Genomic DNA, 15,681 nt, shown 5'->3' with positions numbered 1-15,681 from the left:
GTTCTCGGGCACCGCGCTACCGGCGTTTCTTCCGGTCGTGGGTGTACTCCTTGGCGACCATCCAGGCGAAGCGGGTGTTGGTGGACAGGTAGCGCGGGCCGAGGCGCAGCGGCTCCTGGAGGAAGCGGTAGAGCCATTCCAGGCCGAGGCGCTGCATCGGCACCGGGGCCCGCCGCACCTTGCCCGCGAGCACGTCGAACGACCCCCCGACGCCGTGGATCACGCCGGCCTTGATGTCGTCGGCGTACCGGGCCAGGAAGATCTCTTTCTTGGGGGAGGTCATGCCGAGGAACAGCAGGTCGGGCCGCGCCGCGCCGATCGCGGACGCCACCTCGGCGGCCTGCTCGTCGGTGAAGTAGCCGTCCCTGGCCCCGGCGATCCGCAGGCCCGGGTAGCGGGCCCGCACCTGGTCGAGCACCTTCTCCAGGACCTCGGGCCGCGCGCCGAGGAAGTACGCCGAGTGGCCGCGCCGCCCGCCCTCCTCCATGAGGGTGGTGAACAGGTCGATGCCGGCGACCCGCTCGGGCAGCGGCCTGCCGAGCAGCCGGGACGCCCACACCACCGCCTGGCCGTCCGCCACCACCAGGTCGCACGAGGTCACCGAGTCGCGCAGCAGCGTGTCCTCGGCCATCCGCACCGCCTTGGCGGCGTTCACCACGCCGATGGTGAGGTTCTCCCTGTTCTCCACCGCCGTGACGCACCGGGCGACCGTCTGCCCCATGGTGAGGGGGTCGAAGGCCACCCCGACCAGCTCCCGCCGCGACACCGGCGGCGCGGCGCCGGTCACCGGCCGGACCTCGGCAGCGTGAACATCCACGCGTACAGCAGCCAGCCGAGCTCGTAGGGACGGCACTCGCGGTCCACGGTCATCGGCGGGTAGATGCGGTCGAGCACGCCGAGCCGGGCGCCCTGGTTGATGGCGGTGGCCACGGCACGGGCCCCGCGCACGATCTTCTTCGGGTCGTCCCTGGCGGCCTTGCGCCAGGTGAGGTCCAGCTCCTCGACGATCAGCTCGTCCTCGACCTCGGGCCGGGACGTCATCCAGTGCAGGCCGAGCGCGATCTCCTTGAGGTAGGCCGTGCCGCCCGCGTCGGCGAGGTCGAGCAGCGCCATGGGCCCCATGGAGAGCTGGTGAACGCTGTAGACCGGGTAGCCCTCCACGACCCCGCCGGTGCGTGCGTCGTAGTGCCACCACCACTGGCCCTCCGGCCCCTGGGCCGCGCAGATGCCCTCGGCCACCCGCCCGGCGGCGCGCAGCGCGGCGGTGTCGCCGGTGCAGGCGTGCAGGCGGGCCAGGGCCTGCAACGGGTAGACCTGGTCGGCGAAGCAGCCGACGTGCGCGCGGTACCACGAGGCGGGGCCGATGACGTGCCGGTAGAGCCGGTCGTCGCCGAGGCCGCCGAGCAGCCGGTCCCTGGCGTGCGAGAGCCACCGGTCGATGTCGGGGGTGCCGCCGGTGGCCCGGTGGGCGGCGGCCAGCGCGGCCAGTGCCCACGCCGCCTCCACGGTGTACACCGGGTCGCCGGACCGCACGCCGCGCTCCAGCTCGGCCAGCCGCTCCAGCGCCCGGGGCGTGTCCGCGTGGCCGGTCTCCGCGGCGGCCCACGCGATGAGGGCGGCGTCGCCGAGGTTGGTGACGCCGGGCAGGCCCTTGACGAGCCGCCCCACCAGGTCGTGCACGGTGTCCCCCGCCAGGGCGGCGCGCTGGGCGTCCGCCGGCAGCGGGGCGACGCCGAGGGCCACGATGGCGCTGTAGCGGACGCTGCGCCCCTCGGGCACGGCCGTCCAGCGGCCGTCGGCGTCCTGCCTGCCCCGCCGGGTGAAGACGAACTCGCCGCCCACGTACCCGGGCGGAAGCCCGCGCACCGCCAGGTCGACCATCTGGTCGACCAGGTCGGCGGCGGAAGGATCGACCGCGGCGAGCGCCCCGATTCGACCGTCGTGGCGGGTCATCGCCCACTCCCCCAACTCTGTCCGTGAATGTTTGCTTCCGTTGCTGAACGGCCTGTCACGATCTCTTGGCATCCCAGCCTCCGGACCACCGGTCCCTGGCGGCCCACAGCTCGGCCCAGTCGCCGCGCCTGGCCATCGGACGGCCCTGGCGATCGGCGTCCGGCCCCGCCACGCGCCCGCTCAGCGCGCCGCGCAGCCACACGCCGAACAGCAGGGCCCGCGCGCCCGCCCCCCGCAGCCCGCGCGGGAAGTGGCGGCGCACCACTGTGGCCTTGCCGGTGAACAACAGCACCAGCTTGTCCAGGCTGGACGACGAGCGCCCGCCCTCGTGCACGAACGCGGCGCGGTCGGTCACCATGGGGCGGTACCCGGCGGCCCTGGCCCGCAGGCACAGGTCGGCGTCCTCGCCGTACATGAAGATGCGGGTGTCGAAGCCGCCGACCTCGTCCCACACGCGCCGGTCGACCAGCATCATCGCGCCCGTGACGATCGGCACCCGCCGCTCGCCGGTCCACGTCACCGGGGACTCCGGATCGAACAGCCGGTGCCCGGGGAACAAGGTGGACAGGCCGGTGGCGAAGCACAGCACCGACCACGGCGTGGGCCGTCCCCACCAGGAGCGGGGGTCGTCGCCGCCGCCGGAGGTGAGGCACCGGCCGCCGACGATGCCCGCGCGGGGGTGCCGCTCGGCGCAGTCCAGCAGCGCGGTGAAGGCGTCCGGCCGCACCTCGGCGTCGGGGTTCACGAAGACCAGGTGGCGGCCCTTGGCGACCCGGGCCCCGGCGGCGCAGCCGTCGGCGAAGCCGCCGTTGACGTCCCTGGCGACGACGTTGGCGTAGGGGGCGGCCTCACGGACCACCCGCACGGTGTCGTCGGGCGAGTTGTTGTCGACGACGATGATCTCGGCGTCCAGGCCCTCGGCCGCCACCCTGGCGGCGTCCAGGCAGCGGGTGACGTATCCCGCGCTGCGGTAGGTCAGGATGATCACGGAGAGGTTCACCGGCGTGCCTTCCTCAGCAGGGGGACGGCGACGGCCAGCGCCGCGCACAGCGCGACGGCCATCACCTGGACGGCGGTCTGCGGGCCCTGCGCGGTCCACAGCGCGCCGAAGACCCACGAGGCGGCCATGAGGCCGAGTGCCTGCCCGGTCTGCACGACGGCGAGACCGGTGGCCCGCCGCTCCTCGGGCAGCAGCGGGCCGGCCAGCGCGCTGACCACGCCGTCGGTGGCCGCGTACACCAGGCCGCGCAGCAGGAGCACGGCCACCAGGACCACCGGGCCGGGCGGCAGGAGCACCAGCAGGTAGCAGACCAGCAGGGCGGCGTACCCGCCGATCACGACGGTGGACCGCCCGATCCGGTCGGCGAGCCGCCCGAGCGGCATCGCGGCGACCAGGTAGGCCGCCGACACGCCAACCGGCAGCAGGGGCAGCCACCCGGCGTCGATGTCCATGCGCTGCTGAAGCATGAGGTAAAGGAACGAGTCGCTGATCGTGGCCAGCGACAGCGGCAGCGTGGCCAGCAGGACGCGACGGTAGGTGCGCTCGCGCAGCAGCCCGGGCGTGCCGCGCAGCGAGACCTTCGGCCGCCCGGCCGCCGGGGCCGCGCCGCCCGGCTCCCTGACGAACAGCACGAGCACCAGCACGCCGATCACCGCGACACAGAAGCTGACCACGAACACCGCGTCGTACGCGGCGCCGGCCGCGGCGACCACCCCGAAGGCGAGGATCGGCCCGAGCAGCGCGCCCGCGGTGTCCATCGCCCGGTGCAGCCCGAAGGCCCGGCCCTGCGCCTCCGGCGGCGCGCTGAGCGAGATCATCGCGTCCCGCGGGGCGGTACGCAGGCCCTTGCCGGTGCGGTCCAGGCCGACGACCAGGCCGATCAGCGGCACGGAGCGGCCGGCGGCGAGGAAGCCGAGCTTGCAGACGGCCGACAGCCCGTACCCGATCCCGGCGACCAGCTTGCGCTGCCGGAACCGGTCGGCGACGTGCCCGCCCACCAGGCGCAGCACCGCGGTCGCGCCGGTGTACACGCCGTCGAGCAGGCCGAACAGCATCGGGCTGAGCTGGAGCTGGTAGATGAGGTACAGCGGCAGGACGGCCGTCACCATCTCCGAGGAGATGTCGGTGAACAGGCTCACCATGCCGAGCGCGACGACGTTCCCGGCGAGGATCCGCCTGGTGCCGCCGTCCCCGAGGCGGGACGGGACGGCGAGGTGGTCGCCGGGCGGCGCGCCGGGCCGGCCGTTCTTCCCGGGCAGGCCGTGGTCGCCCGGCGCGCCGTCCGGGGCTTGGTCCCCCGCGGGCGACGGCGTGCGCGCGTCGGCCCCGCGGGTCTCCGACAGGTACATCAGGCGCGGCCTCCGGCCATCGACGGCCAGGCCGCGCGCAGCGCGTCCCGCCAGTGCCGCATGGGGGTCAGCCCGGCGGCGGCCCAGCGGTCGTGGCCGAGCACGCCGTACGCGGGCCGGGCGGCCGGTCGCGGGAACGCGTCGCTCCCGGTGGGCCGCACCCGCTCGGGGCCGGCGCCGAGCAGCGTGAATACCTCGCGGGCCAGGTCGTACCACGTCGCCGAGCCGCCGCCCGTGCCGTGGTAGACCCCCGGCGCCGCGCCGGAGCGCGCCAGCAACATCAGTTGCGCGGCGAGGTCCCCGGCCCAGGTCGGCTGTCCCGTCTGGTCGGCCACCGCGTGGACGGTGTCCCGCTCGGCCTCCAGCGCGATCATCGTGCTGACGAAGTCGCGGCGCGGCCCGCCGTACAGCCAGGCGGTCCGCACGACGTACCCGGTCTCGGGCAGCGTCTCCAGCACGGCGCGCTCGCCGGCGAGCTTGGTGCGGCCGTAGGCGCTGACCGGCGCGGGCGCCGCGTCCTCGGCGTACGGCGTGCGCGCGGCGCCGTCGAAGACGTAGTCGGTGGAGATGTGGATCAAGGTGGCGCCGAGGTCCGCGCAGGCCTCGGCAAGGGTGCGCACGGCGTCGCCGTTGATCGCCATGGCGCCCGCCTCGTCGTGCTCGGCGGCGTCCACGGCGGTCCAGCCCGCGCAGTTCACCACCACGTCGGGCTTGTCGGCCGCGACGGCGGCGCGCACGGCGCCGGCGTCGCACAGGTCGAGACCGGCCCGGTCGTACGCGGTGATCTGCGGGCCCGACGGGTCGGCGGCGAGCGCAGCGAGGACGGCCCGGCCGAGCATGCCGCTCGCGCCGGTGATCAGCGGCCGGTTCACCGCCGGCCCTTGAGCGGCTTCCACCAGGACGAGTTGTCGGCGTACCAGCGCACGGTGGACGACAGGCCGTCGTCGAACCCGGTCATCGGGGCGTACCCGAGGGCGCGCAGCTTGGCGTCGTCCAGGGAGTAGCGCCGGTCGTGGCCCTTGCGGTCGGTGACCCGCTCGACCATGTCCCAGCCGGCCCGCAGCTCGGTGAGGATGCGGCCGGTCAGCTCGACGTTGTCCATCTCGGCCGTGCCCGCGATGTTGTACACCTCGCCGGGCTCGCCGCGCTCGGCCACGAGCTGGATGGCGCGGCAGTGGTCGTCCACGTGCACCCAGTCGCGCACGTTGCCGCCGTCGCCGTACAGCGGGACCTTGTCGCCCTCCAGCAGGTTGGTCACGAACAGCGGGACGACCTTCTCGGGGTACTGGTAGGGCCCGTAGTTGTTGCCGCAGCGGGTGATCGACACCGGCAGACCGTGGGTGACCGCGTACGCCTGGGCGATGAGGTCCCCGCCCGCCTTGGCCGCGGAGTACGGCGACCGCGGGCGGATCGGGGCGTCCTCCGCCCACGAGCCCTCCTCGATCGTGCCGTACACCTCGTCGGTGGACACCTGCACGACCTTGGACACGCCCGCGTCCAGGCAGGCCTGCATCACCGCGTGCGTGCCGAGGACGTTGGTGCGCACGAAGTCGGCCGCGCCGTCGATGGACCGGTCGACGTGCGACTCGGCGGCGAAGTGGACCACCACGTCGTGCCCGGGGACGGTGTCGGCCAGCAGCGCGGCGTCGCACACGTCGCCGTGCACGAACTCGAAGCCGCCGTCCACGGGGGCGAGGTTGGCGAGGTTGCCCGCGTAGGTGAGCTTGTCCAGCACGGTGACCTTGGCCCCGGCGTACGCCGGGTAGCCGCCGGTCAGGACGGTGCGGACATAGTGGGACCCGATGAACCCGGCGCCGCCGGTCACAAGAAGCCTCATGAGCTGATCTGCACCTTGCTGTGATCGCCGAGCACCAGCCGATGGGCTCGCGGGGTGTTGGGAGCGGGCGTGACCTCGACGTCGTGCCCGATCAGGGACGCCTCGATGCGGCGTACCCCGATGATTGACGCACGGCGCAGCAGAATCGAGTACTCGATCTCGCTGTCCAGAATCTGACAGCCCTCGGCGACCGAGGTGTACGGCCCGACGTAGGAGTCCCGGACCACGGCCCCGGCGCCGACGACCACCGGCCCGACGAGCCGCGAGCGGGTCACCTCGGCGCCCGGCTCGACGACGACCCGGCCGATGATCTCGCAGTCGCCGATGATCTCGCCGTCCAGGCGGCGCTCCAGCCCGTCCAGCACGATGCGGTTGACCTCCAGCATGTCGGTGACGTTGCCGGTGTCCTTCCAGTAGCCGGAGATGACGGTCGACTCGACCCGCCGCCCCTGGTCGATCAGCCACTGGATCGCGTCGGTGATCTCGAGCTCGCCGCGCCACGAGGGCTTGAGCGCGGCCACGCCCTCGTGCACGGCCGGGGTGAAGAGGTACACCCCGACCAGGGCGAGGTCGCTCTTCGGGAACTCGGGCTTCTCGACCAGCCCGACGACCCGACCGGCGTCGTCCAGCTCGGCCACGCCGAACTGCCGGGGGTCGGCCACGTGGGTCAGCATGATCTGCGCGGCCGGGCGCTCGGTCCTGAAACGGTCCACGAGAGACTCGATGCCGCCGACGATGAAGTTGTCGCCGAGGTACATCACGAAGTCGTCGTCGCCGAGGTAGTCCCGGGCGATGAGCACCGCGTGGGCCAGCCCGAGCGGCGCCCGCTGCCGGAGGTAGGTCACCTCCAGGCCGAACGCCGAGCCGTCGCCGACGGCCGCCTCGATCTCCTGCTGGGTGTCGCCCACCACCATGCCGACCTCGCGCACCCCGGCCGCCGCGATGGCCTCCAGGCCGTAGAACAGCACGGGTTTGTTGGCGACGGGCACGAGTTGTTTGGCGGACGTGTGGGTGATCGGCCGCAACCGTGTGCCGGCGCCGCCGGCGAGCACGAGTGCCTTCACTAGTAGGCCCCTCCCCCGTGGACGACGGCCGACCACGTCTTCCACAGAATCTGCAGGTCCAGTATGAGGGACCAGTTCTCGACGTAGCGAAGGTCGAGGCGTACGGATTCGTCCCAGGTGAGATCCGAACGCCCGCTCACCTGCCACAGGCCGGTCATGCCCGGCTTGACGACCAGGCGGCGGCGGACGTCCGTGCCGTACTGCGCGACCTCGTCGGGCAGCGGGGGCCGGGGCCCGACCAGGGACATCTCGCCGCGCAGGACGTTGAGCAGCTGCGGCAGCTCGTCCAGCGAGTAGCGCCGGAGGAACCCGCCTACCCGGGTGATCCGTGGATCGTTCCTCATCTTGAACAACACGCCGTCGAATTCGTTGTCAACCTGGAGATCCAGCTTGAGATTTTCGGCGTCCTGGACCATGGTGCGGAACTTGAAGACCCGGAAGCTGCGCCCGTCGCGGCCCACCCGGATCTGGGTGAACAGCGCGGGGCCGTCGCTGGTGGTGCGGATCAGCACCGCGATGAACAGCATGGGGAAAGCGAGGACGGCCAGCGCCCCGGTCGCCACGAGCCGGTCGAACAGGCTCTTGACCACCTGGCGGGCGCCGTCGAACTCCGGGTGCTCCACGTGCAGCAGCGGCATGCCCGCGACCGGGCGGATGCTGGTGCGCGGGCCGGCGACGTCCATGAGGGCCGGGGCGACGAACAGTTCGGTGCCCTTGGTCTCGATGCTCCACGCCAGGCGGCGCAGCGCGGCGCCGTCCAGCTCGGGGCAGGCGAGCACGGCCACCGCGTCCGCGCTGACCTTGTCGGCGACGGTCGCGACGTCGGCGAAGTCGCCGTAGACGGGCACGCCGTCGATGTCGAGGCCGTTGCCGGGGAACTGGCCGGGCGGCAGGCACGCCGCGACGACCCGCATCCCGTGGTAGGGCTGGCGCCGGAACTGCATCACCAGGTCGAGCACGGCGGTGCGGTGGCCGACGGCCACCACCCGGCGGAGGTACTCGCCTTCGATCCGGCGCCGGTGCAGCCGCTTGCGCATGCGGTAGCGGAACACCAGCGTCAGCACGGTCGCCAGCGGCAGCATCGCCATGACGTAGCTGCGCGCGATCATGGTCTGGGTGGCGTAGGCCCCGATGGCCACCGCGGCCGTGACACCCACTCCACCGTCGAAGACGGCACGGAACTCCTCACTGCCCTCGCCGTGGCTCTTCTCCCGGTACACCCCGGCGAGGGCCATGGCACACGGCCACGCCAGCGCCAGGCCGAAGCCGAAGAGCAACTCCGACCATGGGATGAAGGCCCCCACCCAGAGCCTGAATCCCATGACTGCTTCGCAGGCGATCAGGGCGCATGCCATGTCGCCTGCTAAAAGTGCCCGCATATAGGAGCGCGTCCAGATGCTGGACGCATTCAGCGGGCTCGTGTCGAGCAGCGTGACGGCACGCTCCTCCAGCCCCACCCTCATGCCCACCCCTACCCTGCTCCTGCCTCGTCGTGCAGATAACAGACGGCTGTCGCGTCACTTTGGTTGTCACGTCTCTCCGTAACAACACGAGCACGGGTACCCGTTCAAATACTAAAGATCATCACTAACCAGCGATATAGCTGGGCAATGGCCACAATCGGCCTAGATCCAGGGGCAGCGTCGCCCTTGACGGAACGGTCCAAAACCGTGTACCTAACGGCCACCTGGTTACATTCACCCCATGTCTGGCATAGATGTGCGGCGCTCCGGGCCGGTCACCACGGTGGTGCTCCACCGCCCCGAGGTCCGCAATGCCGTGGACGGGCCCACCGCCGACGCGCTCGCCGCGGCCTTCCGGGAGTTCGAGGAGTCCGACGCCGCGGTGGCCGTGCTGTGGGGCGACGGCGGCACCTTCTGCTCCGGCGCCGACCTGCACGCCATCGGCACCGCGCGCGGCAACCGCGTCGGCGAGGACGGCGACGGGCCGATGGGACCGACCCGGATGCGGCTGAGCAAGCCGGTGATCGCCGCGGTCGAGGGCCACGCGGTGGCGGGCGGGCTGGAGCTGGCGATCTGGTGCGACCTGCGGGTGGTGGCGCGGGACGCGACGTTCGGGGTGTTCTGCCGCCGCTGGGGCGTGCCGCTCGTCGACGGCGGGACCGTGCGGCTGCCGCGGCTGGTCGGCGCGGGCCGGGCCATGGACATGATCCTCACCGGCCGCGCCGTCGGGGCCGAGGAGGCGCTGGCCATCGGGCTGGCCGACCGGGTGGTGCCGTCCGGGCAGGCCAGGCGGGCCGCGGAGGAGCTCGCCGCCGAACTGGCCGCGCTGCCGCAGGCGTGCCTGCGCGGCGACCGGATGTCGGCGCTGGAGCAGGAAGGGCTGCCGCTGGAGGAGGCCATGCGGAACGAGTTCCGGCACGGGACGGAGTCGCTGCGCGCCGCGGCGGAGGGCGTCGGCCGTTTCCGCTCGGGCGCGGGGCGGCACGGCGGCCCCGCGTCCTAGTCGTATTCGAGGTCGGGCAGCGGGGACGGCGGGTCGGGGCTGCGCCAGACGACGACGTAGCTGGAGTTGGCGGTGAGGAACGCCTCGCTGAGCCGGTCCAGGTCGAACTCCGGCAGGTAGCGGAGCCTCGCCAGGAAGGTCGCGTCGGTGGCGGAGCGCGGCACCACGCAGCCCTGACCGTCACGGTCGAGAAGGACGATCAGGATGTCGGACTCGGTGACGCCCCCGACACGGACCTCGACGACGTCCTCCCACGCGAGGGCCTCGACGCTGCCGTCGGCGTAGTGGCGGGTCACGCCCTCTTCGGTGACGTATACATAGGAATCCGGCACTGAGTTGCCGTGCATGGGCGCGATTGTGACGACTCCCGAGCCATCCGTGCAAGGGAAGTGGCTAATCAGCGCCCCAGGTGTGATCCAAATGGGCCGAGACCGCCCTTCTCGCCACCTCGGCGGGCCCGTTGGCGATGGCCCTCAGCAGCCCCAGATGCTCGGCGACCAGCCGTTCCCTGTCCTGGTACACGGTGCGCAGCCGCACCAGCCCGAGACGGGTCTCGGCGGCCAGCACGGAGTACACCCGTTCCAGCCGGGGGCTGCCCACGGCGAGGATCAGCTCCTCGTGCAGGGCCATGTGCTCGGCGACGACGTCGGCCCACGGGGCGTCCGGCGGGAGGGCGGCCATCCGCGACAACGCGCGGTCGGCCCCGGGCACCCGGCTGCCCGCCAGTTTGGTGGCCATCAGGCCCTCCAGGGGGCGCCGCACGAACATCAGGTCGGCCAGGTCGCCGAGGGTGACCTCCGGGACGTAGGCGCTGCGGTTGGGCTCGCGCCGCAGCAGGCCCTCGTGCACCAGGACGGCCAGCCCCTCCCGGACGGTGGGCCTCGCCACGCCGTACCGGGCGGACAGCTCCTGTTCGGGCAGGGGGGTCCCGGGGGCGATCTCGCCGGAGAGCACCCGCCGGCGCAGGTCGGCGGCGAGGGCCTCGACCGTGGAGACAGGGCGCAGCTTCACGCCGACGATTGTGCCTTCCCCCGCGCCCGGGGCGGTACCGGCGCGGCCGGGCGGGGCCGCTCGGGGAGGGCGACCGCGACCAGGCCGGCGCCGAGCAGCGCGAGGCCCGCGAACGAGACGGGGGCGAGGCGCTCGTGCAGCAGGAGCACGCCGAGCAGCGCGGCGACCGCGGGCTCGGCGAGGGCGAGGGTGGCCGCGCGGGCCACCGGCGTGGTGCGCAGGCCCCGGCCGTACAGGTAATAGGAAAGGGCGGTGGTGGCGCAGCCGAGGTACACGGCGGTGAGCAGCCCGCGCGGCTCGGCGAGCCAGGCCGGGCCGTGCCACAGCAGGACGGGCAGCATGATCACCGCCGCCCCGCCGAACAGCACACCCATCACCGCGCCGGAGGGCGCCCCCGCCGTGATGGTCCGCGCGGCGGTGACGGCGTAGAAGCCGTAGAGCAGGCCGCCGGCCAGCGCCAGCAGCACGCCGAGCGGGTCGGCGCCGACCGCCTGCCCGCCGGAGACCAGGGCCGCGCACCCGGCCACGGCGGCGGCCGTCGCGAGGCTCCAGCGGCGGCCGGGCCGCTCACGGTCCCACAGCCAGGACAGCAACCCGGTGAAGACGGGGCCGCTGCCGATGGCGACCACGGTGCCGATCGCCACGCCGGTCCGCCCGACGGCGGCGAAGTAGCACAACTGGTACGCGGCCACCGCGCCGGCGGCGGCGAGCAGCGGCACGGGGCGCGCGCGCAGCAGGGCGGCCAGGGCGGCCGGACCGGCGAGCACGGCGAGCAGGGCGCCGCCGATGACCAGACGCGCCGCCGCGAGCGCGACCGGGCCGGCCGAGCCGTCCGGCACGAGGGTCCCGGCGGTGCCCGCGGTCCCCCACAGCACCGCGGCGGCCACCACGGCGGCGGCACCGGAGGCGGTCCGGCGCCCGGCGAAATGATCTGTTGTCATGACATGGATTGTCTGACAACTAGACACATAACGCTACCGGTTAAGTTGGAGTTCCTGCTCAAAAGGAGCCGTTTCGTTGCTTGAGGGCACTACCTACGCACGATCCCCGTTGGTAATGTTTCGCCACCAATAACCCGCGTGTAACGATCCGGTTCCCCTGCGAGGTCACATGGGCGGGCAAAGAAGATCCATCAAGTTCAAGATCCTGACACTGGTACTGGTGCCACTGGTCTCCCTCATCGGGATCTGGACGTTCGCCGCGACGATCACCACGCAGGATGGATTGCGGCTCCTGCAGATCAGAACGGTCTACGACAACGTGATCAGCCCGGCACGGGCCGTCACGGCAAACATCCAGCAGGAGCGCTATTTATCATTGCTCTACCTCGGGTCCGGCTCCGCCGAGCGCAGTGAGCTGGACGAACAACGAGCCAGGACCGACCGGTCCCGAGCCGTCCTGGAGAAGCTGGCACTGGCGGACAACGTCCGCGAGGTCACCAATCCCGCGCTGCTCACCGCCGTCACCGACTTCGTCAGCGTGACCCGGCGGCTGCCCGACATCCGCGCGCGCGTCGACACCCGCAGCTTCACCCGCATGCTGGCGCTCGACGCCTACCGGCTGATGTCGGACGCGGTGACCCGGATCTACGACAAGAACCAGCTGTCCGACGACCCCTCGCTCAGCGAGCCGACCCGCGCCCTGACCCTGCTCGCCCGCAGCCGCGAGCTGATGAACGAGCAGGCCTCCCTGCTCGCCGCCGTGGTCGGCCTCGGTGCCATGACGGCCGAGGAACGCACGCTGTTCACGTCGATGACGACCAAGCGGCGCCTGCTGTACGAGATGGGCTTCCAGCTCATGGACGCCGAACTGCGCCGGCCGTACATCGTTCTGCAGAACTCGCCGGCCTACACCCGGTACGCCTCGATCGAGGACTCGGTCAACAACGAGGTCAGGCCCGGCCGTCCGCTGCCCGGCGCCTCCGCCACCTGGGGCTCCACGATCCAGAGCCTCAGCATCACCTTCGACAAGCAGGCCGGCATCGCCGCCCAGCAGGTCGCGGACCGGGCCGGCGGCATCGCGGCCCAGACGCTGTGGCAGGTCGGCATCGTGGCCCTGCTCGGTCTGGTCGGCATCGGCCTGTCGCTGTACGTCAGCGTGCGGTTCGGCCGGCGCATCACCGCCGAGCTGGTCGAGCTGCAGCGCGCCGCGCTGGAGCTCGCGCACCACAAGCTGCCCGAGGTCGTCCGCAGGCTGCGGCGCGGCGAGGACGTCGACGTCGCCTCGGACACGCCGCCGATCAGCACCGGCGGCACCGAGGAGATCGTCAACGTCGGCAGGGCCTTCACCTCGGTGCAGAGCACCGCGATCGAGGCCGCCGTCGGCCAGGCCGAGATCCGCAAGGGCGTCAGCAAGGTGTTCCTCAATCTGGCGCGGCGCAACCAGTCGCTGCTCCACCGGCAGCTGACCATGCTGGACTCCCTGGAGCAGCGGGTGACCGAGCCCGACCTGCTCGAGGACCTCTTCGGCATCGACCACCTCACCACGCGCATGCGGCGGCACGCGGAAGGCCTGATCATCATGTCCGGGGCCGTCCCCGGGCGTGGCTGGCGCAACCCCGTGCCGCTCTACGACGTCGTGCGCGCGGCGGTGGAGGAGGTCGAGGACTACCTGCGGGTGCACCTCACCATCCCGGAGAACCTGGCGCTCAGCGGGGCGGCCACCACGGACGTCATCCACCTGCTCGCCGAGCTGGTCGAGAACGCCACGATCTTCTCCCCGCCGCACACCCACGTGGAGGTCCGCGGCGAGGCGGTGGCCCGCGGCTTCGTCATCGAGGTCGAGGACCGCGGTCTCGGGCTGACCCACGAGGAGATGGCCGACATCAACCAGCGGCTCGCCGACCCGCCGGAGTTCGACCTGGCCGACAGCGACCGGCTCGGGCTGTTCGTGGTCGGCCGTCTCGCGGCCCGGCGCGGCATCCGCGTATCCCTGCGCACCTCCCCGTACGGCGGCACCACGGCGATCATCCTGATCCCCGACGGCCTCGTGACCCGGATCCCCGCGGGGGGCGGGTACTCCGTCGAGCAGATCACCGCGCTGGAGGCGGGCGCCGTCGCGACACCGTCCAACGGCAACGGGAACGGCTTCCGGAAGGTGAACGGTGACGGCTACGTGCCCGCTCACCGTGCGCCGCTGGACGCCGAGCCGGACGAATCCGACGGTTTCTCCCAGAGCGAGGTACTGGTCGTCGGTGACGACGACGTCGCCCCCGCCCCCGACGTGCGCGGCGACTCCGGCGCGGCGAAGGGCCGGAGCCTCGGCCTGCCACACCGGGTGCGCCAGGCCAGCCTCGCGCCCCAGCTGAGGGAGTCGGCCAGGGCCGCCGCCGCGGAGCGGGCGGCGGGCGCGGCCGGGGCCGTGGACGAGCCGCCGGCGGAGCCACCCGGGCCGTCGCCGGACATGTTCTCCTCGTTCCGGGCAGGCTGGCAGCGAGCGCGTGACGGGGAGGGGGATATGTCATGAGCGACGGAGAGCGCTGGCTCGACGAGGACGCCGGGCCACTCGTCCGTCCGTACACGGTCACTCGTGGCCGTACCCGGCCCACCGGCCCGGCGTTCGACATGGTGGCGATCGTCCGCATCGTCCCGGGAGCACGTCCAGGCCCCGGTCTCGGGCCGGAGCACATGCGGGTGCTGCGCCTGTGCACGCAGCCGATCTCGGTGGTCGACCTGACCTCCGACAGCGGCCTGCCGCTGACGGTCACCCGCGTCCTGCTCGGCGATCTGCGCGACCAGCAGCTGATCACCGTACGGCCGCCCGCGTCCGTCTCGTCGCTACCTGAAGAGCGCATCCTTCGGGAGGTGATCCAGGGTCTGCGGGCTCTGTGATCCATCTCCCGGTCGTGGGGGTATCCGGTCCTGACCTACCGGGTACCCCCACGGCTTTTCCGTCTCTACGCGGGGAGGGGGCCCGCGAGGGGGCAGGTCAGCGTGGTAGTCGTGGCAGGTAAAGGTTTCGTACCTATTTGGGCGCTATGGGTAGCGAAATGGGTAGTTATCCCGTTACTTGGTATTAACCGTTCGAGGCATACTCGACGCGATGGCAAAGCCCACGACAGCCACGAGATAGATCAGATACGAAGGTAAGTCCCATGTGTCACCACGAACCTCAGTGCCCGCCCGCGAACGCCGTAGACCACGAAGCGGCGTGCATGGTGGCGTTCCACCCCGAGCAGGGGTGGGGACTGCTCTGCAACGGCGTGGTTGTCTTCGACGACACTGGTGAGCTCATGCCGGACGGGCGCAGCGTCCCCATCCACCGGACGCCCCCCAATCGCTCGTACATGCAGGCGGCGTGACCATGTCCGTGATCACGTCGGACGCCCGGATGGCCACACGCGCCCAGAGCAGGCCGGTCCTGCCCGTGCGATCGGCATGGCGCGACGGGTCCCGGGCCTCCTGGCTGCTGGCCCCCGAGCCGACCACGGTCCCCCGGATCCGCCGGCGGGTGCGCAGGCAGCTCGCCGAGTGGGGGGTTCCCACCTGCGGCGACGTCATCGAGCTGCTGGTCAGCGAGATCGTCACCAACGCGATGCGTCACGCGTGGGGCGCGGTGATCACCCTCTCGATGGACAACGGCACCTGCCGCTGCGAGGTGCGCGACACCAACCCGGCCATGCCGGCGATCTGCTGCCCGCACGAAGCGGATGAGGGCGGACGCGGGATGTACCTGATGGAAGCGCTCTCCGACCGCTGGGGCAGTTACCCCGTCCCCACCGGCAAGGTCGTCTGGTTCGAGGTCGCCTGCTCCCCCGGAAACGGCCACCACGATGCCTGACACCCCGGCCTCCGACCCCCGCGCCCAGGGCACCCGCACCACCCCGGCCCCCGGGGCGGGCCGCCCCGGCCTGGTCCGCGAACTCCGCCTCCGCCGGGCCCGCCGCCGCCCCGAAACGGAAACCCCCGACCTGCGCACCCCCTCAGGCCGCGTCCTCCCCTACTGACCACCCCCATCCCCCGTGCGAACTCCGGGGGCGCACCACCGATCGACGTACTCCAC

17 protein-coding genes are annotated in these 15,681 nt (G+C 72.3%); 6 read left to right on the top strand and 11 right to left on the bottom strand.

The window, feature by feature from the left end:
• Positions 1–16 precede the first annotated feature (16 nt).
• Genes ACFP1K_RS00810 through ACFP1K_RS00775 form a run of 8 tightly spaced genes read right to left on the bottom strand, consistent with a single transcriptional unit; the run spans position 17 to position 8,666 of the window.
• Positions 17–817 carry a WecB/TagA/CpsF family glycosyltransferase gene (locus ACFP1K_RS00810; RefSeq protein WP_380745975.1) on the bottom strand — a complete coding sequence of 267 codons (801 nt, stop codon included), beginning with the start codon at positions 815–817 and terminating at the stop codon, positions 17–19.
• Entirely contained in the window at positions 784–1,953 is a 1,170-nt protein-coding gene (locus tag ACFP1K_RS00805) for a hypothetical protein (protein WP_380745973.1), read from the bottom strand. Before ACFP1K_RS00805 ends, ACFP1K_RS00810 begins: the two co-directional genes overlap by 34 nt.
• Positions 1,954–2,008: 55 nt before the next feature.
• The gene (locus ACFP1K_RS00800; protein ID WP_380745971.1) at positions 2,009–2,953 is read right to left on the bottom strand and encodes a glycosyltransferase family 2 protein; all 945 of its coding nucleotides are present in this window, start codon (positions 2,951–2,953) and stop codon (positions 2,009–2,011) included.
• A complete protein-coding gene (locus ACFP1K_RS00795) occupies positions 2,950–4,302 on the bottom strand; it encodes an MFS transporter (protein WP_380745969.1) in 1,353 nt (450 codons plus the stop codon). The genes ACFP1K_RS00800 and ACFP1K_RS00795 overlap by 4 nt, the downstream gene beginning before the upstream one ends.
• A complete protein-coding gene (rfbD, locus tag ACFP1K_RS00790) occupies positions 4,302–5,174 on the bottom strand; it encodes a dTDP-4-dehydrorhamnose reductase (RefSeq protein ID WP_380745967.1) in 873 nt (290 codons plus the stop codon). Before rfbD ends, ACFP1K_RS00795 begins: the two co-directional genes overlap by 1 nt.
• Entirely contained in the window at positions 5,171–6,139 is a 969-nt protein-coding gene (rfbB, locus tag ACFP1K_RS00785) for a dTDP-glucose 4,6-dehydratase (RefSeq protein WP_380745965.1), read from the bottom strand. The genes rfbD and rfbB overlap by 4 nt, the downstream gene beginning before the upstream one ends.
• Positions 6,136–7,203, bottom strand: a complete 1,068-nt coding sequence (locus ACFP1K_RS00780; RefSeq protein WP_380745963.1) for a glucose-1-phosphate thymidylyltransferase — start codon at positions 7,201–7,203, stop codon at positions 6,136–6,138. Before ACFP1K_RS00780 ends, rfbB begins: the two co-directional genes overlap by 4 nt.
• Complete coding sequence (locus ACFP1K_RS00775) at positions 7,203–8,666, bottom strand: sugar transferase (RefSeq protein WP_380745961.1); 1,464 nt, start codon at positions 8,664–8,666, stop codon at positions 7,203–7,205. Before ACFP1K_RS00775 ends, ACFP1K_RS00780 begins: the two co-directional genes overlap by 1 nt.
• Positions 8,667–8,907: 241 nt before the next feature.
• Here ACFP1K_RS00775 and ACFP1K_RS00770 point away from each other — a divergent pair, with 241 nt between their 5' ends.
• Positions 8,908–9,669, top strand: coding sequence for a crotonase/enoyl-CoA hydratase family protein (locus ACFP1K_RS00770; RefSeq protein WP_380745959.1), 762 nt, complete (start codon positions 8,908–8,910; stop codon positions 9,667–9,669).
• Here the strand turns inward: ACFP1K_RS00770 and ACFP1K_RS00765 are convergent.
• Genes ACFP1K_RS00765 through ACFP1K_RS00755 form a run of 3 tightly spaced genes read right to left on the bottom strand, consistent with a single transcriptional unit; the run spans position 9,666 to position 11,621 of the window.
• Positions 9,666–10,016, bottom strand: a complete 351-nt coding sequence (locus ACFP1K_RS00765; protein ID WP_347626003.1) for a hypothetical protein — start codon at positions 10,014–10,016, stop codon at positions 9,666–9,668. The two genes, ACFP1K_RS00770 and ACFP1K_RS00765, sit on opposite strands and share 4 nt — an antisense overlap.
• A gap of 46 nt (positions 10,017–10,062) precedes the next feature.
• Complete coding sequence (locus ACFP1K_RS00760) at positions 10,063–10,680, bottom strand: GntR family transcriptional regulator (protein WP_380745957.1); 618 nt, start codon at positions 10,678–10,680, stop codon at positions 10,063–10,065.
• Positions 10,677–11,621 carry a DMT family transporter gene (locus ACFP1K_RS00755; RefSeq protein WP_380745955.1) on the bottom strand — a complete coding sequence of 315 codons (945 nt, stop codon included), beginning with the start codon at positions 11,619–11,621 and terminating at the stop codon, positions 10,677–10,679. Before ACFP1K_RS00755 ends, ACFP1K_RS00760 begins: the two co-directional genes overlap by 4 nt.
• A gap of 220 nt (positions 11,622–11,841) precedes the next feature.
• Between ACFP1K_RS00755 and ACFP1K_RS00750 the strand changes: the two genes are divergently transcribed.
• The 5 genes from ACFP1K_RS00750 (at position 11,842) to ACFP1K_RS00730 (ending at position 15,625) form a co-directional block, all read left to right on the top strand.
• Positions 11,842–14,145: a sensor histidine kinase gene (locus tag ACFP1K_RS00750; protein ID WP_380745953.1), complete on the top strand. Its 2,304-nt coding sequence runs from the start codon at positions 11,842–11,844 to the stop codon at positions 14,143–14,145.
• Positions 14,142–14,510, top strand: coding sequence for a DUF742 domain-containing protein (locus tag ACFP1K_RS00745; RefSeq protein ID WP_380745951.1), 369 nt, complete (start codon positions 14,142–14,144; stop codon positions 14,508–14,510). Before ACFP1K_RS00750 ends, ACFP1K_RS00745 begins: the two co-directional genes overlap by 4 nt.
• Before the next feature lie 263 nt (positions 14,511–14,773).
• Positions 14,774–14,980, top strand: a complete 207-nt coding sequence (locus ACFP1K_RS00740; protein ID WP_380745949.1) for a DUF5999 family protein — start codon at positions 14,774–14,776, stop codon at positions 14,978–14,980.
• A 2-nt stretch (positions 14,981–14,982) separates the two neighbouring features.
• Positions 14,983–15,459: an ATP-binding protein gene (locus ACFP1K_RS00735; RefSeq protein ID WP_380745947.1), complete on the top strand. Its 477-nt coding sequence runs from the start codon at positions 14,983–14,985 to the stop codon at positions 15,457–15,459.
• On the top strand, positions 15,452–15,625 hold the full coding sequence (locus ACFP1K_RS00730) for a hypothetical protein (RefSeq protein ID WP_380745945.1): 174 nt from the start codon (positions 15,452–15,454) through the stop codon (positions 15,623–15,625). The genes ACFP1K_RS00735 and ACFP1K_RS00730 overlap by 8 nt, the downstream gene beginning before the upstream one ends.
• Positions 15,626–15,681 lie beyond the last annotated feature (56 nt).

The organism is Sphaerisporangium aureirubrum, from assembly GCF_042658925.1.
Classification (GTDB): Bacteria; Actinomycetota; Actinomycetes; order Streptosporangiales; family Streptosporangiaceae; genus Sphaerisporangium; species Sphaerisporangium aureirubrum.
Note: the sequence above shows the minus strand (reverse complement) of the source record. Positions and strands in the feature narration are given on the sequence as shown.